Source organism: Streptomyces sp. TLI_146 (assembly GCF_002846415.1).
Lineage (GTDB): Bacteria > Actinomycetota > Actinomycetes > Streptomycetales > Streptomycetaceae > Streptomyces.
In genome coordinates, this window is sequence record NZ_PJMX01000001.1 from 3839353 (window position 1) to 3862470 (window position 23118).

Consider the following 23118-nt stretch of genomic DNA (forward strand, 5'->3'; position numbering starts at 1 on the left):
CCCCTTAAGTGCCGCTGCGCGGCAATCCCCTGGGCGGCCCGGAGGGTCGCATTTAGGGGCGCGGGGAACTGCGCGACCAGCCACCCACCGGCCCGCAGACAAAGACCGGGCACAAACGGCCCGCGGCCCCACAGGTCAGGTCCGTGGGGCCGCAGGGTTATGACCGTAACTCAACTACCGTGCTCGCACGGCGAGTTGTAGGTCACAGATTGCCCCGCTTCTCCTGCTCCCGCTCGATCGCCTCGAAGAGCGCCTTGAAGTTGCCCTTGCCGAAACCCATCGAACCGTGCCGCTCGATCATTTCGAAGAAGACCGTCGGCCGGTCCTGCACCGGCTTGGTGAAGATCTGGAGGAGGTAGCCGTCCTCGTCGCGGTCCACGAGGATCTTCAGCTCGCGCAGGGTCTCGACGGGCACCCGGGTCTCGCCCGCCCACTCGCCCAGCGTGTCGTAGTACGAGTCCGGCGTGTCCAGGAACGTGACGCCCGCGGCGCGCATCGCCCGTACCGTGGAGACGATGTCGTTCGTGGCGAGCGCGATGTGCTGGACGCCCGCGCCCCCGTAGAACTCCAGGTACTCGTCGATCTGCGACTTCTTCTTCGCGATCGCGGGCTCGTTGATCGGGAACTTGACCTTGAGCGTGCCGTCCGCGACCACCTTCGACATCAGCGCGCTGTACTCGGTCGCGATGTCGTCGCCCACGAACTCCTTCATGTTCGTGAAGCCCATGACCTTGTTGTAGAACGCGACCCACTCGTTCATCTTGCCGAGCTCGACGTTGCCGACGCAGTGGTCGATCGCCTGGAACGTGCGCTTGGCCGGCGGCTCCACCATCGGGTCGGCGGCGACGAAGCCGGGCAGGTACGGGCCGGAGTAGCCGGACCTGTCGACCAGGGTGTGCCGGGTCTTGCCGTACGTGGCGATCGCCGCCAGCACCACCGTGCCGTGCTCGTCCTTCAGCTCGTACGGCTCGGCGAGGCCGGTCGCGCCGTGCTCGGTGGCGTACTTGTACGCCGCGCGCGCGTCCGGCACCTCGATGGCGAGGTCGACGACGCCGTCGCCGTGCTCGGCCACGTGGTCGGCCAGGAAGCGGCCGTGATCGGTGGACGCCTTGATGACGGAGGTCAACACGAAACGGGCGGACCCGTTGGTCAGGACGTACGAGGCCGTCTCGCGGCTGCCGTTCTCCGGTCCGGAGTACGCGACGAGCTTCATGCCGAAGGCGGTCGAGTAGTAGTGCGCGGCCTGCTTGGCGTTGCCCACGGCGAAGACGACCGCGTCCATTCCCTTCACCGGGAAGGGGTCGGCCTGCCGGGCGGTGTCGGGGGTGTGATCGATGGTCTCAGTCATAGCGGCAGGCTCCCCCCGTCCTGCAAGGTGCGCAATAGTTTGTGTTCGGGGTGGGCAATCTGACCAGTGACAGGGCCGCCCCCACCCGCTTTCTGTACATCGTGACCATCCGGAGAGGCTCATGGCGATCGATCATCTGGACGGGCGGCTCATCGTGCTCCTGGCGCGGGAGCCGCGTATCGGGGTCCTTGAGGCGTCCCGTCGGCTCGGCGTGGCGCGCGGCACCGTACAGGCCCGGCTCGACCGGCTTCAGTCGAACGGAGTCATCCGGGGATTCGGCCCGGACGTCGACCCGGCGGCGCTCGGCTACCCGGTGACCGCCTTCGCGACCCTGGAGATCAAACAGGGCCAGGGCGCCGACGTACGGGCGCACTTGGCCACCGTGCCCGAGGTCCTGGAGCTGCACACCACCACCGGGCACGGCGACATGCTCTGCCGTCTGGTGGCCCGCTCCAACGCCGATCTCCAGCGGGTGATCGACCGGGTCGTCGGTTTTGACGGCATCGTCCGGGCCTCCACGGCGATCGTCATGGAGAACCCCGTCCCCCTGCGGATCATCCCGCTGGTGGAGCAGGCGGCCCAGGACGCACGCTGACGCTGTACGTCGCAAAGACTCCCTTGCAAAGAGTTCGATGCAAAGAAATGCTTGCAACAACTTCTTTGCAGGTCTACGGTTGAGCCATGACCGAGCACGACGACCCGAAGCCCGAGGCCCCGACGACCGAAAGCCCGAAGGGCGGGCCCCGTGAGCGCACGCTCGACGCGCACTCCCTGCGCGGCCTGGCCCATCCCCTGCGGATCCGCCTGCTGGCGGCGCTGCGGCACGACGGCCCGGCCACCGCCTCCCAGCTGGGCGGACGGCTCGGCGAGTCCAGCGGCGCGACCAGCTACCACCTGCGCCAGCTCGCCGCGCACGGCTTCGTCGAGGACGCGCCCGAGCACGGCAAGGGCCGCGAGCGCTGGTGGCGGGCCGCCCACGACGGCACCAGCTTCACCGAGGAGCTGCACCACGACCCCGACCCCGAGGTGCGCGGCGCCGCCGACCTGTTCATGCACGAGATCGCGACCATCCACACCCAGGAGCTCTCGACCTGGCTGGGCACCGCCAGCAACTGGCCCGACGAGTGGGCCACCAGCTCGGACATGAGCGACTTCACGCTCCGGCTGACCGCCGCGCAGCTGCGCGAGCTCAACGAGAAGGCGCACGAGCTGATCGAGAGCTACCGCGGCCTCGCCCACACCGAGGCCGAGGACACCGCCCAGGTCCGCGTCCACCTGCACTCGTTCCCGCGCAAGAGCCACTGACCACACGCCTGACACGCCCGACACGCCTGTACGAGCAGCGAAGGGATCACGCGCCATGCTGCCCTCCACGTACCTCTCCCTGCACGAAGCCCGCGCCGCCGAACTCCGCGAGGAGGCCGCCGACCACGCCCTCATACCGCGCGACCGCCGCCGTATACGCCGCCAAGTAGGCCTGAAGCTCGTGGAGTTGGGCACGCGTCTCGCCCAGCCCCCCGCGCGCCCACGCCACCGCACCCGTATCGCATGAGCGGCGTCGGGGGGCAAGCCGAAGAGCAGATCACGCGCACACGTAGACGTACTCCACTGGCCGCCGTCCTGACGGCCAACACCATCTCCACCGCGGGCAGTTCGCTGACGCTGATCGGCGTCCCGTGGTTCGTCCTGGAGACCACCGGCAGCGCCGGACGGGCCGGGGTGGTGGCCTTCTGCGCCACCCTGCCGATCGTCGTGGCCGCGCTGGTCGGCGGCCCGGTCATCGACCGGCTCGGCAGACGGCAGGTGAGCGTAGCCTCGGACCTGATCTGCGCGCTCGCCGTCGGCGCCATCCCGCTCCTCCACTTCGCGGGCGCGCTCCACTTCTGGCTGCTGTGCGCGCTGATGGCGCTCGAAGGGCTGGCCGCCACCCCCGGCCGGACCGCGCGTTATGTCCTGGTCCCCGACCTCGCCGAGCGCGCCGGTACCACCCTGACCCGCGCGGCCAGCCTGTTCGACGCCGTGCAGCGCGGCGCGAGGATGGCGGGCGCCGCGCTCGCCGGGCTGCTGATCGCGCTGGTCGGCGCGGAGTCCGTGCTGCTCCTGGACGCGGCGACGTTCGGCACGTCCGCGCTCCTGGTCGCCCTCGGGATACGCGGTATCCGCGCGGCCGAGCCGGTACGGGACGCGGCGCCGGTCTCCCTCACCACCTACCGGGCCGAACTCCGCGAGACATACGCCTTCCTGCTCCGTGCCCGGCTGCTGCTCGCCGTCAGCGTGATGGTCATGGTCACCAACGGCCTCGACCAGGGCTGGAACGCCGTCCTGCTGCCCGTGCACGCCGAACGCGAACTCGGCGGCGCCACCCAACTCGGCCTGCTCACGGCCTCGTTCGGGGCGGGCGGACTGCTGGGCGCGCTGCTGTACGGCGCGGTGGGCCACCGGTTCCCCAGGCGCGCGGTGTTCACCGCCGCCTTCGTCCTGGCGGGCGCGCCGCGCTTCGTGGTGGCCGCACTGACCGGCTCGGCGCTGCCGCTCGCCGCCACGATGGCGCTCGGCGGCCTCGCGGGCGGCATGCTCAACCCGATCCTGACGACGGTGACGTACGAGCGTGTCCCCCAGGAGCTGCGCAGCCGGGTTTCCGGCGCACTCACCGCGGGCTGCGAACTGGCGATGCCGCTGGGCGGCCTGGGCGCGGGCCTGCTGGTGGACGCGGCGGGGGCGCGGGGCGCGCTGCTGGCGGTGGGAGCGGTGTACTTGGCGACGACACTGAGCCCGCTGGTGTTCCCGGCGTGGCGGACGATGGATACGGCCGAACTCCCGCAGAAAAGCGAGGAGTTGACGCGGGTGGGTGCGGGAGCCGCGCACTGAGCAACTCAACGAGGTGCGGCGGCCCACGCGCCTTTAGGGGTGCGGGGAACTGCGCGACCAGCCCACCACGGTCCGCAGACGAACAGCCGCCCGCCGGCGGCAGCTAGCAGCTGGGGACGCTACCGCCCTTGTCCAGCGCCTTCAGGGCCGAAACCGCCCCCGACAGCGTGGTGACGGGAATCAGCCGCAACCCACCCGGCAGCTCGGCCTTCGCATCCGAGCACTCCGCCTTCGGCACCAGGAACACGGTCGCCCCGTCCCGCCGGGCCGCGCGGGTCTTGAGCGAGACCCCGCCGACCGCGCCCACGCTGCCGTCCGCCTCGATCGTGCCCGTACCGGCGATCGTCCGGCCGCCCGTGAGCTCGCCGCCGGAGCCGTTGCCGTCGAGCTTGTCGACGATGCCGAGGGAGAAGAGGAGCCCGGCGCTGGGCCCGCCGACGTCGGCCAAGTTGAGGGTGACCTTGACCTGCTTCGAGCCGAGGTGGAGGTAGTTCAGGGCGGCCGCGGTGGCGCTGTCCTGCGACTCCTTCATCTCGGCCTGGTTGTGCTCGGTGATCTCCTTGTCGCTGCCGCCGCTCGGGTAGACCGAGTCGCGGGGCATGACGGCCTGGTCGGTACGGAACCAGGCGCGCACCACGTCCGCGATCCCCACCTCGGCGGACGGCCCGGTCGCCTCGATGGTCGTCATCCGCAGCTGCCCGGTGGTGTGCCGGGTGGGCCTGCCCTCGATGGTGATCACCGGCGTGCCCTTGTCGTCCCCGAGCACGTTCGCGGTCAGCCCCGGCTGCGCCACCGAGAACGGCAGCGGTGCGAAGCCGACGACGGCGAGCAGCGCGACGACGGGGGCGGTGCCGATGGCGAGGTTGCGGAGGCGTGAGTGACGGGGGTGCACGGACCCAATGTATCGGGGCGTGTCCCCCGGCTCGCCGGGGCTCCGCCCCGGCTCGCTCACCGCAGCGCGTCCGCGACCTCCCGCGCCGCGTCCACCACCCGCTGGCCGACCCGCTCGGGCACCGCGTCCGCGAGCATCACGACGCCCACGCTGCCCTCTATCCCGGTGACCCCGACCAGCGGCGCGGCCGCACCGCTCGCCCCGGCCTCCAGTTCGCCGTGGGTGAGGGTGAAGCCCGGGTCGACGAGGCCCCCGGCCTGGCGGGCCGAGAGGATGGCGCGGCCCGCCGCGCCCCGGTCGAGCGGGTGGCGGAACCCGGCCCGGTAGGCCACGTGGTAGTCGGTCCAGGTCGGCTCGACGACGGCGACGGCGAGCGCGTCGGCCCCGTCGACCAGCGTGAGGTGGGCGGTCGCCCCGATGTCCTCGGCGAGCGAGCGCAGTGCGGGCAGGGCCGCCTCCCGTACGAGGGGATGGACCTGCCGGCCCAGGCGCAGCACCCCGAGGCCGACCCGGGCGCGGCCGCCCAGATCACGTCGTACGAGGGCGTGCTGTTCCAGGGTGGCGAGCAGACGGTAGACCACCGTCCGGTTGACGCCGAGTTTGTTGGACAACTCGGTGACGGTCAGTCCGTGGTCGGTGTCGGCGAGCAGCTTGAGGACACGCAGTCCCCGGTCGAGCGTCTGGGAGGTCTCCGCGGTCACGACGCCCACTCCTTATGGTGAGTCGCGGCGGCTCCCCACGGGCTCGCGGCACCGGTCCCATCGGCGACGCGCACAGAGGCCGCCGGCAGGCCATGGCACCGGCTGCGCTCCGCGGCGGCGCTGCCACGGGGCGTTTTGCATGGCGGGACAGTAGCGATCGGTCCCGCTCAGCGGAAGCCCTCGTCCAGAATCCGGGCGCGCAGGTTGACGACCCGGGGCATTGCTCCTGGTTCAGGACCTAAGTCCAGGGTGCCCGGGACCTTGGTCGCCGCGGGCGACTTTGCTTTCCCATTACTGTTGCGGTGGTGCGAGGGACGTCCGTGGGGGGCGGCCCTCGCCGCCGCGTCCCGTCCCCACGGGAGAAGGCGGGGCCCGCCGTCGCACCCGGGCCCCGCCGAGGACGTACGAGAACGTCCGAGGACTCAACTCCCGTACGCACACACGCTATTGACACACGCTACTCACGCACGCGATGGACCGGACCTACTTCATCCGGGTCGCCCACTCCTGCACCTTCTTGATCCGCTCCCGGATCTGCCCGGCGGTGGCCTCGGCGCTCGGCGGCCCGCCGCACACCCGCCGCAGCTCGGTGTGGATGACCCCGTGCGGCTTGCCGCTCTGGTGGACGTACGCCCCGACCATCGTGTTCAGCTGCTTGCGCAGCTCCAGCAGCTCCTTGTGGGAGACGACGGGCCGCCGCTCGGCGGGCATCTCCAGCAGGTCGGCCTGCTCGGCGGGCTTCTGCCGGCTGTGCGCGATCTGCCGGGCCTGCCGCTTCTGGAGCAGCAGCTGCACCTGGTCGGGTTCGAGGAGCCCCGGGATGCCCAGGTAGTCCTGCTCCTCCTCGCTCCCCGGGTGCGCCTGCATGCCGAACTCCGCGCCGTCGTACAGCACCCGGTCGAAGACGGCGTCGGATTCCAGGGCCTCGAAGGGGAGCATGTCCTGCTCCCCGGTGTCCTCGTCCTGCTGCTTCTCGGCCTCGGCGAGGAGCTTGTCCTCCTCGGCGTACGGGTCCTCCTCGCCCTCCTTCTTGGGCTTGTCGAGCACGTGGTCGCGCTCGACCTCCATCTCGGAGGCGAAGCTCAGCAGGGTGGGGATGGTCGGCACGAAGACGGAGGCGGTCTCGCCGCGCCGCCGCGACCGTACGAAACGGCCGACGGCCTGGGCGAAGAAGAGCGGCGTGGAGATGGTGGTCGCGTAGACGCCGACGGCGAGCCGGGGCACGTCGACGCCCTCGGACACCATACGAACGGCGACCATCCACCGATCGGTACTGGCGCTGAACTCGTCGATCTTCTTGGAGGCGCCGTTGTCGTCCGACAGCACGACGGTCGCCTTGTTGCCGGTGATCTCCCGGATCAGCTTGGCGTAGGCGCGGGCGGAGTCCTGGTCGGAGGCGATGACGAGGGCGCCGGCGTCCGGGATGCCCTTGCGGACCTCGGTGAGCCGCTGGTCGGCGGCGCGCAGCACGTTCGGCATCCAGTCGCCGCGCGGGTCGAGCGCGGTACGCCAGGCCTGCGAGATGGCGTCCTTGGTGAGCGGCTCCCCGAGCCGCGCCTCGATCTCGTCCCCGGCCTTGGTGCGCCAGCGCATGTTGCCGCTGTACGAGAGGAAGATGACGGGCCGCACGACGCCGTCGCCCAGCGCGTTCCCGTATCCGTAGGTGTAGTCGGCGGAGGACCGCCGGATCCCGTCGTTGCCCTCCTCGTACGTGACGAAGGGGATGGGATTGGTGTCGGACCGGAAGGGGGTACCGGTGAGGGCGAGCCGCCGAGTGGCCGGATCGAAGGCTTCGAGACACGCCTCGCCCCAGGATTTGCTGTCGCCCGCGTGGTGGATCTCGTCCAGGATGACGAGGGTCTTGCGCTGCTCGCACCGGTTGCGGTGGAGCATGGGCCGCACGCCGACACCGGCGTACGTCACGGCGACCCCGTGGTACTCCTTGCTCAGCGGCCCCGCGCTGTAGTCGGGATCCAGCCGGATGCCTATCCGCGCCGCGGCCTCCGCCCACTGCTTCTTCAGGTGCTCGGTCGGCGCGACGACGGTGATCTGCTGCACGACGTGGTGGTGCAGCAGCCACGACGCGAGCGTCAGCGCGAACGTCGTCTTGCCGGCGCCGGGCGTGGCGACGGCGAGGAAGTCACGCGGCTGCTCCTGGACGTACTTCTCCAGCGCCCCCTGCTGCCAGGCACGCAGCTTGTTGGCGGTACCCCACGGGGCACGGCCGGGAAAGGCGGGTGAGAGGTGGTGGGAGGCGGTAGTAGTCACGGTCTCCGGTTCGTGCGGTCGGGGCGGCGGGGGCTCGTCTGTCTTGGTCGCGTCTTCTGGGTCGCGTCTTCTGGGTCGCGTCTTCTGGGTCGCGGTCTCGTACGTACGACAACCGGGCCACCTTACCGGTGAGGGTGGGGGGATTCGGGGTCGACGGGGCGGGTGGGGGGTGGGGGGTGAGCGGGTTCACAGGGGGTGGGGTCTCCCCCACCCCGCCCCTTCCCTGAAGCCCTCGGGCGGGCGGCCGTGGGTTCGTCTGCGGGTGGGTGGGGGGCTGGTCGCGCAGTTCCCCGCGCCCCTAAAAGTGCCGCTGCGCGGCAATCCCCTGGGCGCCCCGCAGGGGCGCATCTCAGGGGCGCGGGGAACTGCGCGACCAGCCGTCCACGGTCCGCAGACGAACGGGATCCGGGGGGCGAAGCCCCCGGTAGCCCACCCACCCGTGCACGGGGCCCGGGGACGCGGTCCCTCGATCCGCCCACCCCACCGGCCCGGGGCGGAGCCCCGAAGCGGGGTGCAGGGACCGCAGGCCCCGCAAACGGGGTCCGGGGGCGCAGCCCCCGGGAGAGCCACCTCCACCCCCACCCACCCCCGGAGGGTTTAGGGAAGGGGCGGGGAGGGGCAACTCACCGCTCCCCCAGCCGCACCCCCACCCAAGCCCCCACCACCGCAACCCCCGCCATCGGCAGAAACACCACCACGAACGCCCCCGGATGCCCCGCAGAAGCCCCCGCCACCACATCATGCGCGGCCCCCACAGACCCACCCCCCAGCGCCGCGAACGCCGCCCCACCCCCCGCGAGCAGCAGCACGTTCGACAGCCCGTCCGAGATCTGGAGGGCCGCCGAGTTCGCCCCCGCCTCCTCCGGCGCCGAAAGCTTCAGCAGCAGCACGCTGGTCGAGGCGATGACCATGCCCATCCCGAAGCACCCCACGCCCCAGGCCACCGCCACCACCCACACCGGCACCCACGAGACCAGCACGCTCGGCGCCGCCGCGATCGCCGCCGCCACCATGATCATCCCCAGCACCATCAGCCGCTCCCGGTACGGCTCGGCCCACGGACGAGCCTGCACGTACGACCCGAGCGCCCACGTCGCCCCGCCCGCCGCCAGCGAGAACCCGGCCATCGTCGGCGACAGCCCCCGCTGCGTCACCAGCATCAGCGGTACGAACGACTCCGCCGCGATGAACGACCCCGCCGCGATCCCCCGCAGCAGCACCACGGACGGCAGCCCGCGCGCCGCCCGGTAGGTACCTCGCGGCAGCAGCCCGTGCCGCCCCGCGACGGCGGGCACCAGCAGGGCGAAGCCCGCGGCCGCCGGCAGCAGCGACAGCCACCGCAGGTCCTGCCCGGCGTACTGGAGCAGCCCCGCCCCCAGCGAGATCATCAGCGCCAGCCGGATCCGCCGCCGGTCGAAGGCCTCCACGGGCGCGTCCGGGTCGGCGGGCCCGGACGCCATCCGCCGTATGGCGGGCAGGGCGAGCGCCAGCGGAAAGACGACGAGCGCGGGAATCCCCACGAACACCCACCGCCAGCCCAGGTGCTCGGTGATGGTCCCCGCCGCCAGCGGCCCGACCACCGACGGCACCACCCAGCTCGCCGCGAACGCCGCCATGATCGCGGGCCGCATCGACTCGGGATAGGCGCGCCCGACGACGACGTACAGCGCCACGATGACCAGCCCGCCCCCGAGCCCCTGCACGGCACGCCCGGCGATGAACGTCCACATGTTCACCGCCGTACCGGACAGCAGCAGCCCCGCCCCGAACGCCGATATCCCCACCGCGAGCGCCCCCAGCGGCCCCCGCCGGTCCGCCCACTGCCCGGCGACGACCATCCCGAACAGGCTGGTCGTGAAGTACGAGGAGAAGGCGAACGCGTACAGCGACACCCCGTCGAGCTCCCGCGCCGCGACCGGCATCGCGGTCCCGACGGCGGTGGCCTCGAAGGCGATGAGGAGGACGACGGCGATGGTGCCGATGCTGAGAGCGCGGTGGGTTTTACCGAGAACGCCAGGGCTCCCACCGGATGCAACGGAATGATCGGCAAGATCGGGGGCGGACGGGACGACATCCGCGTCGGCGGACTCCAGGGCACTCATGGCCCTCACAGTAAGGGCCTAGACCACGTTTGACCCCTGTCCAGAGAACGGTCCCCAGGTCAGCATTTGGTCGTACGCCCCAGGCCTCACCCCCACCCCACGCCCCACATGAACGCAACATGGCAGTCCCATTGCAGCCCCCGCCCACCTCTTCCCCGCCCCTCCCCCACCCCCTACGGTCAAAGAAGTCACCACCCGGCCGTGTGCCCGAGTGGCTGAGGGGCTCGCCTGCAAAGCGAGTTACGCCGGTTCGATTCCGGTCACGGCCTCCACCGCCTTGACCAGGCAAAAAAGAGGGCGGCACCCCGGATGGGGTGCCGCCCTCTTTGGCCGTCCGTCTCGGTTCCCGTCTCAGTTGACGAAGACGAGCAAGGAAAGCTTGGTGCCCCGCACCGCAAGTGCGAGCGGGACGCCGTCGCGGCTGGGGCTACTCGAAGATGTTCGGGACGGGAATGCGGTTGACGCTACGGTGAGCGTTCCAGGCGCCGGCGACCGCCAGGTGAGCGGCCTTGAGACGGCCCTTGGTGCCGTCGGCGCGAGTGTTGTTATTGGTGGCGATGGTCTGAATCTTGGCCTTGAAGGCAGTCGGGTCGCCCTGGCGCTTGAGCTTTTGCGCCAACTCTGCGGGCTTCAACTCAGGGTGCTTGGACATCACCGTGGCAATGCCTCCGATGGTTACGGCGTGCCAGGTATCGGGGGTGCGACCCCAAGCGTCCTCGGCGATGGTGAGCGACAGGTCCAGAATCTCGGGGCCGTGCTCCTCGACGATGCTGAGGATTCCCTTGATGCCGCGCACGCCGTTGACAGAGCTGCTGCCCACTTTGAGCTGATGCTCCTCCAGGACGGTGTTGGTGTCCTGGAAGAGCGGGTGCCCGGCTAACACACCGATCCTGAACTCATCGTTCGGGCCGACCTTCGAGGACTCCTTGTTCTTGATGATGAAAAGCGACGCCTCGTTGGCCATGGAGAGGCCAGAGTGAACCTCGCAGGTGATCTCCCGAACAGCCTCGCGGACCTTGTTCGATACCGAGACCTCGCCAGCCAGAATGACCTGGCAGGCGTAGACGCGGTGCATGCCGTCCACCGCGTACCGACCGTCCTCACGCTGCGAGAGGATTGGCGTCCCGAGAGCGGTGGGGACCAGCTTCTCAGCGATGGTCCGCGCACGGGCCTTGTTGAGGTTGCGCTGCGCGCGGGGATCGAACTTGATGGTCCTTGGGTCCACCTTCAGGTACTCGATCGGGTGGACCGGGATGTCGTAGCTGTAGTCCTTGCTGGGCAAGGTTTCTCCTTTTTTGTGTCAGCACCCCAGTGGGGGCGACGGCGACACATGTCAGCTCCCGAATGCGGGAGACGGCGACCAAGCGGCGATCAGGTTATCCGCCAACCGGCCTACTAGTACGGCGAGTTCACTACTTCGGAGGGAGTCCGAGTGCTGGAGGTATCGGCTGTACCGCAGATCCCCTGGACGAGATGGCCTGTTGGGGCCCAGCCCTTGCCCTAGCCGTCCCCCGGCCGAAGTGCATCGGACTGCCAGATCAGGCCGTCCACCTGCCGCGCGATGTCCGTCCGTACGGCGTCCACCATGTGCTGATAGCGGGCGGCCATGGCCGTGGTCGACCACCCCATGAGGCCCATGACGGCGCGCTCGGGGACACCAAGGATGAGCAGCACCGTGGCGGCCGTGTGGCGTGCGTCGTGCAGGCGGCCGTCCCGCACCTTCGCCTCAGCGAGAAGAGCCTTCCACTCGGTCCAGCCCCGGCGGTGCGACGGGCTTCGGCCGTGCTCATCCGGGAAGACCAAGCCGTTCTCCTCCCAGCGCTTCCCGGCCTCTGTTCGCTCTGCTTCCTGCGCCTTGAGGTGCGCACGGAGTAGGTCGACGAGCTGTTCGGGGAGGCCGACCGCGCGACGGCCGGCGCGTGACTTGGTGGTGGATAGTTCCGGATTGGTTCGTCGCCTCTGCGGGCAGTACCCGGCGGTCTTGCGTCCGCAGGGCTCCGTGCAGCCGTGGGCGTACTGCGCGCGGTGGCGGCTTCGGCGGACAACGAGGAACCCACCTTCACGTCATCCCACTTCAGCCCAAGCACCTCCCCTTGGCGCAGTCCGAGGGCGAGCGCGACGGCCCACCGCGCGGAGTTGCGATGCTGGGCAGCGGCTTTCAGCAGTCGCTGCACCTCCTGGACGCTGTAGGGCTTGACCTCGTACTCCCCCGTCTTCGGAGCCTTGGCCAACTGGACCGGATTCTTGCCGAGATACCCACGCCGTACGGCCTCATTGAGGGCCGTACGGAGGGTCCGGTGCACCTGGTGCGCGGTCGCGGGCTTGCTGCCGTTGGCCTGCATCTTGGCGTAGAACACCTCGATGTGCTCGGGCTTGAGCCGGTCGAGGCGGTGAGCGCCCAAGCCAGGGATGAGGTGCTTCCGGACCGCAACGCCGTACCCGACCATCGTGTTGTCGTTGACGGCGAGGGGCGCGACGTTCTCGATCCAGTGCGTCAGCCACGTCTTGACCGTCCACGCCTTGCCGGGCTTCTTCACGGTCTTGGCGTCGCGCTGTTTCTCCAGTTCTCGGACACGTTCCGCCACTTCGGTCTTGGTCTTGCGTTCGACATGGCGGCGGTCCGGCTTGCCGTCGTCGCATACGCCGACGGTGACGCGGCCGTGCCATTTACCGTCCTTGCCGAAGTAGATCGAGCTGCGGCCGTTGGGCTGTCGGGTGCGCTTCTTCTTGTCCTCTGCCACGGGCAGGCTCCTGATTCGTTGGTGTCGGGATGGAGCCGGGGCGGCGGGCTGTCCTGTCCGGGAGTGCCGCCGCCCCGGGCGTCGTCAAGCGGCGCGCTGGGCGGTACGGAGACGGGCCGCGTATGCGGTCGGCGCGTCGACCGGAACCCTGCGGAGGCCGCCGACCATGACGGACTCCAGTTCGCCGGTGCGTATGAGGGCGAAGCATCGGGTCCGGCCGATGCGGAGGCGGCGGGCGGCCTCTTCGACCTTGAGGAAAACTAGGGTCGGGTCGTAGTCATTGGGAGTGGTGAGGGTGCTCGGTTCGTCCACGGCTCACTCCGGTGGGGTCGAGTTCACGGGCAGATGCCTCCGCACAAACCGAAAAATCTGCAGAAAAGCCGGGAAGGTTCGCTGACCTGCGGCGATGCAGTGAGCGGGTGGTGGCGTGTGGTGCTCCGCAGAAACCCGCGATATTCCGCAAAAATCAGGGGCGACCGTGGGCCGGTCCCGGGGGGGGCTCGGTTTTTTGCGGAATAACGCGGCGCGAGCGTAGCGCCACGCGCTACCACGCCTCAGCTCGTTGATGCAGATGGGAGTTGCACGGTTGAGCCCTGCCCCGTCTCAGTTTCCGTCTCGTTCATCGCCGTGCGCGGCCGTCCAGAACCGTTCACCCGGTGCCGTTGAGCACACCGTTAGTACGGGTACGAACGGCGATGAACGAGCGCGAATCGCGCCCTGCCCAGCACGGACAAACCTGCAAAGCGAGTTACGCCGGTTCGATTCCGGTCACGGCCTCCAGAACACCCGAGAGCGGGCGCCCCCACGGCGCGGGGGCGCCCGCTTGGTCCGCTCTTCGCCCGTGCGGGACCCACTACCCCCGGCTCGGAACAAGTACGGGCTTCTCCGGCAGCCCGCCGCCGCGTTCACACCCAAGTGCCACGGCCAGGGCCCGGGACGCGGAGTGCAGAACGATGAGACTGGCCTCACGCAGCGGGCGGGAGTCGACGTCCGGCGGATACCGGTCCGACAGCTCGCCGCCGACGAGCGCCGGACGCCCCTTGGAGCCGGGCAGCGCCGGGCTGACGCACTCGAAGTAGAGATAGGACCGCTTGACTCCGGCCAGCGCCCGCTTCCCCATCGCGTACGGGTGCAGGCTCGGCGCGAGATCGCCGCCGAGAAGCTCCTTCTCGTCATACAGCGCAAACCGCAGACGGGCATCCGTGAGATCGCCCCCGCCCTTGGCATACACGGAACACATGGTGCGTTCGCCCGGCGACGGGGCGCTGGGGGCACCTTTCCGGAAGTCATCCGCCAGCGCCGAGGCCGTGCTCGATACCCCTTCGTCTTCCGAGTGAGGGAAGAAGAGTTTCGCCCCCGTCACGGTCTCCAGCGCCGACACCGCCTCCCCCTGGAAAGCCCCGCCGCACAACTGGCCCGCCGCCACGAATCTGTTGTCACCCTCGGCATCGGCGCCGCCGCCGCAGGCAACCAGCACGAGCGCCGCCACTGCGACCAGCGGAACACCTCGCAGCCCACTCCACCGCGCCACAGGCGGCGCCTCCTTCTCGATTCAGTCCGTCTCAGGGTCGTTGCCCTGCTGGTTCTCGCGCGCGTTGCCCTTCGCATACCCCAGGTCCACGGCATCCTGCAGATCCTGTCCGAACTCACTTGTGGACCGGATCCCGTGATAGCTCATGAAGCGCTTCATGGGTGACTCCGCGCTGTACTCCCCCGCCTGGAAGACGGCGGTCTTCTGTTCCCGGGTAAGCTCCTCGATCTTCTTCTTGTGATCGTCGACCCTCTTGTCCGACCAGTCGCCCACCACCTGACCGGCGATCTGTTCCACAGCGCCATGGCTGGTGTCCACGGCCAGCGGCACAAGGACGGCGGCCGCCCCGGCTGCCGCCGCGGTGGCCGGGAGGAAGGCCACACCCGCGGCGATCGCCGAGGTCGTGCCGAACTCCACCCAGGCGGAACGCTTGGCGTGCGCCTTCTCGTACTCCTCGTGCTTCTTCATTCCCTCAGCCTCGACCTGGTCGGCACGGGACTGGTCGAGCATTCCCTGCACCTCGGCGCCGGTCCGGAGAGCCTGCCGCATCGCCCCTTCGTGCATCTTGCCGTCGGGGCCAATCTGCGCCTCGAGCATGCTGGTCGTGTAGATACGCTCGGCAGTCGTCATCGAGGCGTAGGAGTCCGGATGCTGCCCCAGCGTGCTCAGGAATTTGAGAGCGTTGTCGTGGGTGAACTGAGCATGCGACTTCGAATTCGCGCCTGGGGCGAACACACTGTCCGGCTGATTGTCGTCGATGGCCCGATTGATGTCGTCGAGATACCCCGCCCCCATGTTCCCCAGGCTGTCGGCCAGCGCCTCCTGATGCCGCAGCAGCTTGGGGTCTTCCCCGTACTTCGCCACCACATCCTGCATGATCTGGGCTGATGTCTCGTCTCGTCGCAGCTGCGGGTGGGGATCGTCCCAGGCATGCCCGAGCGTCGCCGCCTCCAACGCATGCCCGAACGCATCCGCCGTATAAGCCACGGACCTCTTGACGTCACCGGGATCATGACCGTCAACGTCAGGAAAGGACTTATAGTCCTCGCTGCCGAAATAGTCGAGGTAATTGCCGATCGGGTTACCGGACTTGTCCTTCCCCAAATCCGCCGCCCCGCTCCTGACCGTCCCATCCTCGTTGTACGCGGTCGGATCGGCCGAGAAGAACTGCTTCGACGCCTCCGGGCTGTGGCCGAGTGCCTCCAGCATGGACGTCACCGGGTCGTAGCCGGAACCGTTCAGCCCGGACGGGTTGAACGGGTTCTTCTGCCAGCCCCCGACCGGCTTCGTGTCCGCGAACAGGTACGGGTTCTTCTGGTGCAACTGAACCACATGCTCGGCGATCGGATCGAGGAACCTGGGGTCGTAGTTCCCGTACCGCATGATGCCGCCGAGCAGCTGATACCCGTACGGCGGATTGGGGTCGTACTTCGCCAGCGGAATCCGCTGGGTGCCGAGCTTCCGCAGCTCGCCGCCCCAACTGTCCGGCAGATGCCACTTGTTGTCGGGGTCGGTCGCGGTGGCCAGATTGAGCCCGAGGTTCTTCTGCAGCTCCTGGACGTCCTTGAGCCGCTCCTTGTCCACCTTCGCGTAGGCGTACGTATCGGTCGACAACTGCCCGAAGAACTCCAGCGCGCCCTTCGGCCCCAGCTTCGAGTAGAACGTCGTGGCGAACTCCGCCGACCCGTGATTGTCCCGCAACAACTCATTGAGCTTGTTGAGTTCGGTGTGGCTGAGGGCCCGCCCCTTGGAGGCGAGATCGAGGGCCCGCTGCGCTTCCTCCGCATCCAGGCTGGAGAACCGGGGCACGGTGAAGTTGTGGGCGTCCGTGACGTTCGCCGCCAGCGCCAGCCGCAGCGACTCGTCGGCGTCGCCGCACTCCTCGACCAGCGCATCGACCCGCCGCTGCCACTCCGCGAGGTTGTCGTTCTGCTTCTTCAGTTCGAGGGAGAAGTCCGGGGCGTGGTGGGCCGTGTAGTCGCCCGAGACGGAATAGCGGGCAGTGACCTTGCCGTGGGAATCGACGACGATGCCGGACTTCTCCGAACCGTCGACGATCTTCTGTAACTCGTCCTTCGCCCGCTTGAACGCCGCGTACCCGTCGTTCAGGATCGTGTGGATCCCCTTCGCCTCCGCCGCCGCGTCCTCGAACTCCTTGGCCGTCTTGGCGATGAACGCCTTGGTCACCCCCGCGTTCACCCCGGCCCAGTCAGCCGCGTCGGCGTGCGCCTTCATGCCCTTACGGGCCTCTTCGGCGAGCGTCTTGAGTCTGCCGACCATGTCCGACCAGTCGTCGACCGCCGTCTTCAGCTTGTCGAGCGGCGCGTTCACCACGTCGTCGTACGTGAGCATGTCCTGATACCGACCTTGGGTGGTTCGAAGTCTCGAAGTCGCTCTGTCCGGCGCCTACTTCAGGTACTCGTCGATCCGCGACACCGCGATCAGCTCGCCCCCGACGCGCTCGTCGTCCTTGGCATGGGCGGCCATCGAGTAGTCGAGGTGGTTGGAGATCTGCGCACAGGCGTCGCTGAGAGTGCGCAGCTGGGTGTCCCACTTGGCGCGGACCTTCGCCAGCTCGCCGCCGCTGGTGAAGTTGCGGGCGCTCAGCGCGGTCGCGGCGGCGCCGGTGGATTCGCGTGCGTGATTGCCGTCGCGCCTGAGCCCGTCGTGGAGCTTGAAGGCGTCTCCGCCGACCACGCCGAGGTCGTCGCGCCGGACGCTGAGGTCGGCGGCGCCGGGGCCGTTCGCCCCGCTCGGCCCGTTGTCGGCGCGATTCAGCCGCATGGCCGCGCTGGCGTGTACCTGGCGCCACTCTTCCTCGAACGACATGCGGATCCCCGCCCCCGTACGCCCCCGGACGACTCTTTACCGCTTCCATAACGTACGGACGCCGCGTTCTTCGCGCCAGCACATGGTCCGGCTATGGGGGTACGTGGCCGTTTCATCCCCCCTAAATGGCTGGGATGGGGCGGGTGGGTTGACGGGCCGCTGCCGTGACGCCTGGGGTGTCAGGACGTGCGGCGCCGCGACCGTACGAGCAGTACGGCGACGGCCGCGACGACGATGCCCGCCGCCCCCAGGCCGACCCACAGGCCCGTGTTGCCGTCATCGTCCGACTCGGGCGCGGCCTTGGCGGGTGCGGGCTTGTCCGAGGCGGACGGGGCCGGGGAGGCCGGCGCCTGCGGGGACGGCGTCCCGGCCGCCGCCAGGTCGGGGAGCGGCCACTCGTTCGCCGGGCCCGGGTCGCCGGGGGTCTTCAGAGCGATACGGGGCCGGACGACCCCGTACCCGATGTAGTCACTCCGCTTGTCCCCGTTCTTGGGGCCGCCGGCCGTGTTGAGCAGGACGCGGAGGACCTGGTTGTTGGTCCACTGGGGGTGGGCGGACCAGATGAGGGCGGCGGAGGCGGAGGCGAGGGCGGTGGCGTCGCTGGTGCCGTGGCTGAGGCAGATCTGGGTGCCGCCGCCGCAGGCCTCCGTCATCTCGTCGCCTGGGGCGGCGAGATCGACCTGAGGACCGTGCTGGGACTCCTTGGTCGCTTCGATCTTCTTGTCCACTGCTGCTACGCCTACTACGCCGGGGGTTGCGCCGGGGTACTGAATCGGATTGCCCTTGTCGCCACTGTTGCCGACACCGGCAAAGACCAGAGATCCCTTGCCCAAGGCGTACTTCACCGCGCTGGTGAGCTCATCAGAGCCCTCTGGCGAGGCCTGCGAAATATTGATCACCTTGGCGCCATGGTCCGCCGCATAGCGGATTCCCTGGCTCAGTTTCTCAAGCCACATAGGGAGGTTCACAAACTTCGAACCTTCAGTGTCCTTCGGCAGCCTGACCGGAAGAACCTTCACGCCAGGCGCCAGACCGAAGGCACCGTCCGCCGCCGACCTCTTCCCAGTACCGGCAATCAGTGACGCCATGCCGGTTCCGTGGCCCTTCCAGTCAGTGTGTTCGTCACCCTGTTCACTGGAGAGATTGAGCCCGGGAAGTACCTGCCCATGAAGATCGGCCAGAGTGTCATCGACGCCGGTGTCGATTACGGCGACAGTGACTCCCTTACCCGTGCTGGTCTTCCACATCTCTTCCGCCTGCATGGCGTCCAGATGCCACTGACGCTCGCGGACCGTGTCCGCATGCGCGGGTGCGGCGGCAACGCCCACCAGCAGCGCCCCAAGGACGACGGACACGGCACGGCCGCGCCTCATGACTCGATGGCTCCTGGTGGGCATGCGCTTCCTTCTCAGAGGCTCAGTCGATTACAGGCGGCACAATACGGCGGTCGCTCTGCTGCCAGGTCTCCTCGTCCTCAGTGAGGTAGTCCGGCCGCTCGCCACCGCGCTCGTCCCGCCGCCCGGCGGGACCGTGCGTACCGGGCGGAATCATCCCCCGCCCGGTCTGACCGGCTCGCGAGTTGCCTTCGCCAGCTCCATTGCGTACGAGACCCGAGCCGCCCTCGGTGAACGGGCGACCGCTCCGGGTCCCGGGCTCGGTCGGGCGGCCGCCGACGATGCCGCCGGGCTCGCCCGCCAGTCGGCGTCCGCCGGAGAAACCACCCCGGCTTCCACCGCCGCCCCCGTGGCCACCCGGGCCGTGAGCCATCGGCGGACGTCCCTGAGTCCCCTGCCGGCCCTCATCACCGACGACGGTGCCCCGGGGAATGCCGGTCGTGGGGCGGCCCTCACCGGGCAGTACGGGACGGCCGCCGACGATGCCGGGCGGTCGCGGCAGCGAGCTCGGGGGCAGTCCTCCCACCGTGCTGCGCCCAGGAAGGCCGGGTCCACGGAGACCGCCCGTCGCCTGCCGCCCTCCCGGTACGCCGGGCTCCGGCACTCCCCGCTTCCCGCCTCCGGTGAACGTGGGCGGGATGGTCCCGAGCGGCGGCATCGGCCCGATGTCCGGCCTGCCGACAGGCGACGGGGTGGGGGTGACAACAGGGCTGGTGGGAGTGGTGTGAGTGGGCGGCGGCAGCGTGTCGACGCCATCGATGGTCGTTCCCACAGGCACGTCAGGTACGTGAGTCGGAAGCGTCTCCCCTACCGGAGTCACGGTGTGCGACGTCACCGAAGTGCTGTGCGTCGTCCCCGAAGGGGTAGAGAGGTGGCTGCCGGTCTGCGACGTCGAGGTTCTGGCACGCTGGCTCGACGACGTCCCCCCACCACTGACGTACGTACTGCTATCAATGGCGCGTTCCGGCACAAACACCGCCGGCGGCGGCGGAAACACCGGCGGGCGCAGCGCAGCTATCTGCTCCCCGGAGTGCACGTACGCATCCGCCAACCGCTTGAGCCCCTGCACAGCCTCCTGCCGCTGCCCCTCCAACTTCTCGTTGAGGCCGGTCAGCTTGGCCGAGGCGTCGCGGGCGTCCTGCTGGCCGTCGGGGTCGTGGTGGGCGGCCACGTACAGCTTCTGGGTGTCCGTGGCCTCCTTCTTGAGCGCGGGGTCGTACGCCGGGACCGAGGACTTGACCTGGGCGATGGCGTGCGAGACGGCGTCGAGGGTGGTCGACGCGGCGTTGCTGTACGCGCCCAGGCCCAGCGTGGCCATCGCCGCGTCGTGGCCCCAGTCGGTGAACGCCTTCGCGCCCTCGCCCGTCCAGACGACGCGGCTCATGTGGGCCTTCAGGTCGTCGCCGATCTCGGTGATCGTCTTGGCCGCGTCGGCGAGCTTCTTGGCGAGGTGGGAGGCCGAGTCGGCCTTCATGCCCTGGACCATGGTCCAGAGCTCCTGGTGCGACTTGTGCTCGAAGTCGGTCCGCTCCAACGGCGGGGGCTTCGGCGCCCCCCGCTCCTGCCCGGGCCCGGGCCCCTTCCCCTTGTTCTCAGCCATCTCGCCGCACCGCCATCCCCTGGAATCCGCACTCCATACGGCCCGCGCCCGTCACATCGAGCCGCATCAGATCGACCCGCCCGTCGCGCCCTTGTCCGGCGCCTTCGGCGCGGGCGCGCCGGCGGTGTCGGGCGCGTCCGTCCCGTACAGCTCCTGCTGGCGGTGCAGCTCCCCGCTGATCGCGCGCATCCGGTCCCGGACGTCCGCGTCCACGCCGTCGTACCCGTTCTCCGCCGCCAGGACCGCGATGCACAGGCCCTCGATCTGCATGCCGAGGGCCTTGGAGAGCTGGCCGATCTGGTCGTGCACGACCTCGTACACGCCGTACAGGAACGCGCTCTCCTTCAAGTCGTCCGGGCCCAGCTCGGACTTGGCCAGGCGGTCCGCGCCGATCTTGGCCGACGCCGCCTCCGAGTCGTTGAGCTTGGTGAGCAGCGCGTCGACCCGCTTCTTGAAGGTGAGCATCGACTCGGCCTCGCGGGCCAGGTCCGCCGCCGCCACCACGGCGGCACCCGCCGCCGCCCCGACCACCGGCATCATCCCGAGCACCGGTGCCAGCGTGTTCACCCCGGGGCCTACGCTCCCCCCACCGTCCTGCGCCACAGTCGCCTCCCCGTTCGCCGTTCCCCGTACAGCTCCGTAAGTAACTGTAGTCAGCACCGCTGACAGACTGAACTCCTCCCTCTGCTTTCGGTCTTGACCGCTTGGGCGATCGCTTCCTCGTGCATCGCTTTCTTGTACGAGGACACGCAGGCAACCGTTAGGGTTCCCCGCCTCCGACTGGTAGCAAAGCCATGGTCATGACGAAGGCCATGAGATGAAGATCATGAATCGTCACCGGCACCGTCACCATCACGGGGAGGGAAACCCATGGCAGACGACCTCAACATTCCCGCGAGCGAGCTCAGAGCCTCCGCGGGGGCCGCCGACACACTGGTCACCGACCTGGGTCCGGTACTCAAAAAGGCCATCGACGACACGGCCGCGGCCGCCGCCTCGCTCAGCGCGTGGCCGGTCCGGGCCCGGCTCGATGCCACCGGCACCGGCTGGGGCGACGCGCTCACGACCCTGCGGGGGCGGCTCGGCGAACACGCCGAGGGGCTGCGGCTGCTCGCCGACCACCACAGCATCAACGACTTACACGTCGGCGACTGCTTCAAGGGCTGGTGACGCGGGGATGACGGAACTCTTCGCGCAGTTGCTCCGCCAGGACTTCGCCGAGCTGGAGGCCGCCGCCCGCTCCTGGGCATCACTGGCCAAGAAGCTCGGTGACACACAGGCGGGCTGCGGCAAGTACGTGTCGGGACCGCTGCACAGGGACAAGTGGGCGGGCGTCGGCGCCGACTACGGGTTCGCCGCCCTGGAGGCCACCGAGAGCAAGCTCGGTACGGGCCGGGTCAACGCCCAGCTCATCCACGCCGTACTGGACACGCTCCACACCCGTATGCAGGAATCCCAGCGCAAGTTGCGCAACGCGGTCGCCGACGCCGAGAAGGCCGGGCACACCGTCCGGGCCGACGGGTGGGTGGAGCCGGTCGAGGCCGTGGACCCGAAGTACCACAACGACCCGGACTACCAAGGGGTACAGCAGCGGGCGAACGCCGGCCTGGGCGGCTACCGGGCCCGTATCGAAGCGGCGGTCACCGAGGCCTCGACCGTCTGCACGCAGGCGGCCGAACTCCTCCACCAGATAGATCCGTTCGACCTGGACAAGCGGTACGGCGCGGATCACGCGCGCGAGGACGCGGTGCGGGTCGGGGAGTTCCGCGGGCTCGGCAGGAAGAGCATCCCCGACGGCAAGGACCCTCAGCAGACTGCGGACTGGTGGGCTGGCCTGCATATCGAGGACCGGGAAATGTACCTTGCCGCGTACCCCGAGCAGCTCGGCACCATGGACGGCCTGCCCGCTGGCGCCCGGAACACGGCAAACCGCACCAATTTGGACATGCAGCTCAACGACTACGCACTGCGGGAGGGCAGCCTCGGCTACCACGACCGGTACTTGTACGGCTCGCTGAGCAAGCTCAAGGACAAGCTGGACCAAGCGGATGCGGCACCCCCGGACAGACAGCTCTATTTGCTCAAGTACGGCCTCTCGAAGGACGGAACAGCGGTCGTCTCGGTCGGCAACCCGGACACGGCGAAGCACACAGCCGTCTTCGTACCTGGAACGAGCCACCAACTGGACAGCGTGGGAGGCGATATCGACCGGGCCGGCGATTTGCAGAGCGCGGCCGGGCGGTGGAACGGCACCAGCGGCACCAAAGACGTCGCAGTGGTGTCCTGGCTCGACTACAACGCCCCGGAACTCAACACGGACAGCGTGGGTTCCGCCGATCTGAGCCTGGGCATCGCCAGTGACCACCGGGCCAAGGAGGGAGCCGAGAGGCTGCGGGACTTCACCCACGGCCTGCGCGCCGCGCACCAAGGCGATCAGCCCACCCATCTCACCGTGCTGGGCCACAGCTACGGTTCCACCACCGTGGGGGCCGCCGACGTCGGAGGGGACGGCCTGGGCGCCGACGACGCGGTGGTACTCGGAAGTCCTGGCCTGACCGTCAAACGCGCCGACCAGTTGCACATGGATCCCCGGCACCTGTGGGTGGGCGCCGCGAGCGACGACCTCGTCTCCAACGTGCTGTCGGGTGCGTCTCTTGGCGCCGACCCCAAGGACCCGGGATTCGGGGCACAGCGGATGTACGTCGACACCAGCGGGCACAGCGGGTACTGGGACGGCGGAAGCCAGAGCCTGGAGAATCAGGGCCGCATCATCGCGGGCAAAGAGCCAGAGAACGGAGGCACGGACTGATGCTCCGGACCACACCCCTACTGCGCCGGAGCGCT

General features: G+C 69.4%; 19 protein-coding genes, 1 tRNA gene and 1 pseudogene. 7 read left to right on the forward strand and 14 right to left on the reverse strand.

The window, feature by feature from the left end; genetic code table 11:
- Positions 1 to 202 precede the first annotated feature (202 nt).
- Positions 203 to 1348, reverse strand: a complete 1146-nt coding sequence (gene hppD, locus BX283_RS17375) for a 4-hydroxyphenylpyruvate dioxygenase (protein WP_101388499.1) — start codon at positions 1346 to 1348, stop codon at positions 203 to 205.
- Between the two features lie 121 nt (positions 1349 to 1469).
- On the opposite strand from hppD, the gene BX283_RS17380 reads away from it, so the two are divergent.
- The 4 genes from BX283_RS17380 (at position 1470) to BX283_RS17395 (ending at position 4216) form a co-directional block, all read left to right on the forward strand.
- Positions 1470 to 1943: an Lrp/AsnC family transcriptional regulator gene (locus BX283_RS17380; protein ID WP_101388500.1), complete on the forward strand. Its 474-nt coding sequence runs from the start codon at positions 1470 to 1472 to the stop codon at positions 1941 to 1943.
- An 86-nt stretch (positions 1944 to 2029) separates the two neighbouring features.
- The gene (locus tag BX283_RS17385) at positions 2030 to 2653 is read left to right on the forward strand and encodes a transcriptional regulator (RefSeq protein WP_101388501.1); all 624 of its coding nucleotides are present in this window, start codon (positions 2030 to 2032) and stop codon (positions 2651 to 2653) included.
- Between the two features lie 55 nt (positions 2654 to 2708).
- Positions 2709 to 2900, forward strand: a complete 192-nt coding sequence (locus tag BX283_RS17390) for a hypothetical protein (RefSeq protein WP_101388502.1) — start codon at positions 2709 to 2711, stop codon at positions 2898 to 2900.
- The gene (locus BX283_RS17395) at positions 2897 to 4216 is read left to right on the forward strand and encodes an MFS transporter (protein ID WP_101388503.1); all 1320 of its coding nucleotides are present in this window, start codon (positions 2897 to 2899) and stop codon (positions 4214 to 4216) included. Before BX283_RS17390 ends, BX283_RS17395 begins: the two co-directional genes overlap by 4 nt.
- A gap of 103 nt (positions 4217 to 4319) precedes the next feature.
- Here the strand turns inward: BX283_RS17395 and BX283_RS17400 are convergent, their stop codons facing one another.
- The 4 genes from BX283_RS17400 to BX283_RS17415 all read right to left on the reverse strand — a co-directional run bounded on the left by BX283_RS17400 (position 4320) and on the right by BX283_RS17415 (position 10179).
- Entirely contained in the window at positions 4320 to 5108 is a 789-nt protein-coding gene (locus BX283_RS17400; RefSeq protein ID WP_101388504.1) for a PDZ domain-containing protein, read from the reverse strand.
- A 56-nt stretch (positions 5109 to 5164) separates the two neighbouring features.
- A complete protein-coding gene (locus BX283_RS17405; protein ID WP_101388505.1) occupies positions 5165 to 5809 on the reverse strand; it encodes an IclR family transcriptional regulator in 645 nt (214 codons plus the stop codon).
- Between the two features lie 483 nt (positions 5810 to 6292).
- Complete coding sequence (locus BX283_RS17410) at positions 6293 to 8077, reverse strand: DEAD/DEAH box helicase (RefSeq protein ID WP_101388506.1); 1785 nt, start codon at positions 8075 to 8077, stop codon at positions 6293 to 6295.
- 623 nt (positions 8078 to 8700) lie between these two features.
- Positions 8701 to 10179, reverse strand: coding sequence for an MFS transporter (locus BX283_RS17415; protein WP_101392413.1), 1479 nt, complete (start codon positions 10177 to 10179; stop codon positions 8701 to 8703).
- A 197-nt stretch (positions 10180 to 10376) separates the two neighbouring features.
- Between BX283_RS17415 and BX283_RS17420 the strand changes: the two genes are divergently transcribed.
- Positions 10377 to 10451 (forward strand) — tRNA-Cys (locus BX283_RS17420).
- 155 nt (positions 10452 to 10606) lie between these two features.
- On the opposite strand, the gene BX283_RS17425 is transcribed toward BX283_RS17420, so the two are convergent.
- The 9 genes and pseudogenes from BX283_RS17425 to BX283_RS17465 form a co-directional block, all read right to left on the reverse strand.
- Positions 10607 to 11461 (reverse strand): DUF6551 family protein, encoded by an 855-nt coding sequence (locus BX283_RS17425; protein ID WP_101388507.1) that lies wholly within the window; start codon positions 11459 to 11461, stop codon positions 10607 to 10609.
- A 218-nt stretch (positions 11462 to 11679) separates the two neighbouring features.
- Positions 11680 to 12920: pseudogene (locus BX283_RS17430) on the reverse strand (tyrosine-type recombinase/integrase).
- Positions 12921 to 13004: 84 nt separating this feature from the next.
- Positions 13005 to 13232, reverse strand: coding sequence for an excisionase family DNA-binding protein (locus BX283_RS17435; RefSeq protein WP_101388508.1), 228 nt, complete (start codon positions 13230 to 13232; stop codon positions 13005 to 13007).
- A gap of 541 nt (positions 13233 to 13773) precedes the next feature.
- Entirely contained in the window at positions 13774 to 14409 is a 636-nt protein-coding gene (locus tag BX283_RS17440; protein ID WP_101388509.1) for a hypothetical protein, read from the reverse strand.
- Positions 14410 to 14472: 63 nt separating this feature from the next.
- Positions 14473 to 16803: a hypothetical protein gene (locus tag BX283_RS17445; protein ID WP_101388510.1), complete on the reverse strand. Its 2331-nt coding sequence runs from the start codon at positions 16801 to 16803 to the stop codon at positions 14473 to 14475.
- A 54-nt stretch (positions 16804 to 16857) separates the two neighbouring features.
- Positions 16858 to 17280, reverse strand: coding sequence for a hypothetical protein (locus BX283_RS17450; protein ID WP_101388511.1), 423 nt, complete (start codon positions 17278 to 17280; stop codon positions 16858 to 16860).
- Positions 17281 to 17459: 179 nt separating this feature from the next.
- Positions 17460 to 18635 (reverse strand): type VII secretion-associated serine protease mycosin, encoded by a 1176-nt coding sequence (gene mycP, locus BX283_RS17455; RefSeq protein WP_373979183.1) that lies wholly within the window; start codon positions 18633 to 18635, stop codon positions 17460 to 17462.
- A gap of 61 nt (positions 18636 to 18696) precedes the next feature.
- Complete coding sequence (locus BX283_RS17460; protein WP_101388513.1) at positions 18697 to 20274, reverse strand: WXG100 family type VII secretion target; 1578 nt, start codon at positions 20272 to 20274, stop codon at positions 18697 to 18699.
- Between the two features lie 66 nt (positions 20275 to 20340).
- Positions 20341 to 20841, reverse strand: a complete 501-nt coding sequence (locus BX283_RS17465; RefSeq protein ID WP_101388514.1) for a hypothetical protein — start codon at positions 20839 to 20841, stop codon at positions 20341 to 20343.
- Between the two features lie 303 nt (positions 20842 to 21144).
- On the opposite strand from BX283_RS17465, the gene BX283_RS17470 reads away from it, so the two are divergent.
- Positions 21145 to 21444: a hypothetical protein gene (locus BX283_RS17470; RefSeq protein ID WP_101388515.1), complete on the forward strand. Its 300-nt coding sequence runs from the start codon at positions 21145 to 21147 to the stop codon at positions 21442 to 21444.
- Positions 21445 to 21451: 7 nt separating this feature from the next.
- A complete protein-coding gene (locus BX283_RS17475; protein WP_101388516.1) occupies positions 21452 to 23083 on the forward strand; it encodes an alpha/beta hydrolase in 1632 nt (543 codons plus the stop codon).
- Positions 23084 to 23118: the final 35 nt, after the last annotated feature.

What these genes read in the sequence shown, in the direction of transcription:
- hppD (WP_101388499.1), bottom strand. Translation starts at nt 1,348, where the DNA reads ATGACTGAGACCATCGATCACACCCCCGACACCGCCCGGCAGGCCGAC.
- BX283_RS17380 (WP_101388500.1), top strand. Translation starts at nt 1,470, where the DNA reads ATGGCGATCGATCATCTGGACGGGCGGCTCATCGTGCTCCTGGCGCGG.
- BX283_RS17385 (WP_101388501.1), top strand. Translation starts at nt 2,030, where the DNA reads ATGACCGAGCACGACGACCCGAAGCCCGAGGCCCCGACGACCGAAAGC.
- BX283_RS17390 (WP_101388502.1), top strand. Translation starts at nt 2,709, where the DNA reads ATGCTGCCCTCCACGTACCTCTCCCTGCACGAAGCCCGCGCCGCCGAA.
- BX283_RS17395 (WP_101388503.1), top strand. Translation starts at nt 2,897, where the DNA reads ATGAGCGGCGTCGGGGGGCAAGCCGAAGAGCAGATCACGCGCACACGT.
- BX283_RS17415 (WP_101392413.1), bottom strand. Translation starts at nt 10,179, where the DNA reads ATGAGTGCCCTGGAGTCCGCCGACGCGGATGTCGTCCCGTCCGCCCCC.
- BX283_RS17445 (WP_101388510.1), bottom strand. Translation starts at nt 16,803, where the DNA reads ATGCTCACGTACGACGACGTGGTGAACGCGCCGCTCGACAAGCTGAAG.
- BX283_RS17450 (WP_101388511.1), bottom strand. Translation starts at nt 17,280, where the DNA reads ATGTCGTTCGAGGAAGAGTGGCGCCAGGTACACGCCAGCGCGGCCATG.
- BX283_RS17460 (WP_101388513.1), bottom strand. Translation starts at nt 20,274, where the DNA reads ATGGCTGAGAACAAGGGGAAGGGGCCCGGGCCCGGGCAGGAGCGGGGG.
- BX283_RS17470 (WP_101388515.1), top strand. Translation starts at nt 21,145, where the DNA reads ATGGCAGACGACCTCAACATTCCCGCGAGCGAGCTCAGAGCCTCCGCG.
- BX283_RS17475 (WP_101388516.1), top strand. Translation starts at nt 21,452, where the DNA reads ATGACGGAACTCTTCGCGCAGTTGCTCCGCCAGGACTTCGCCGAGCTG.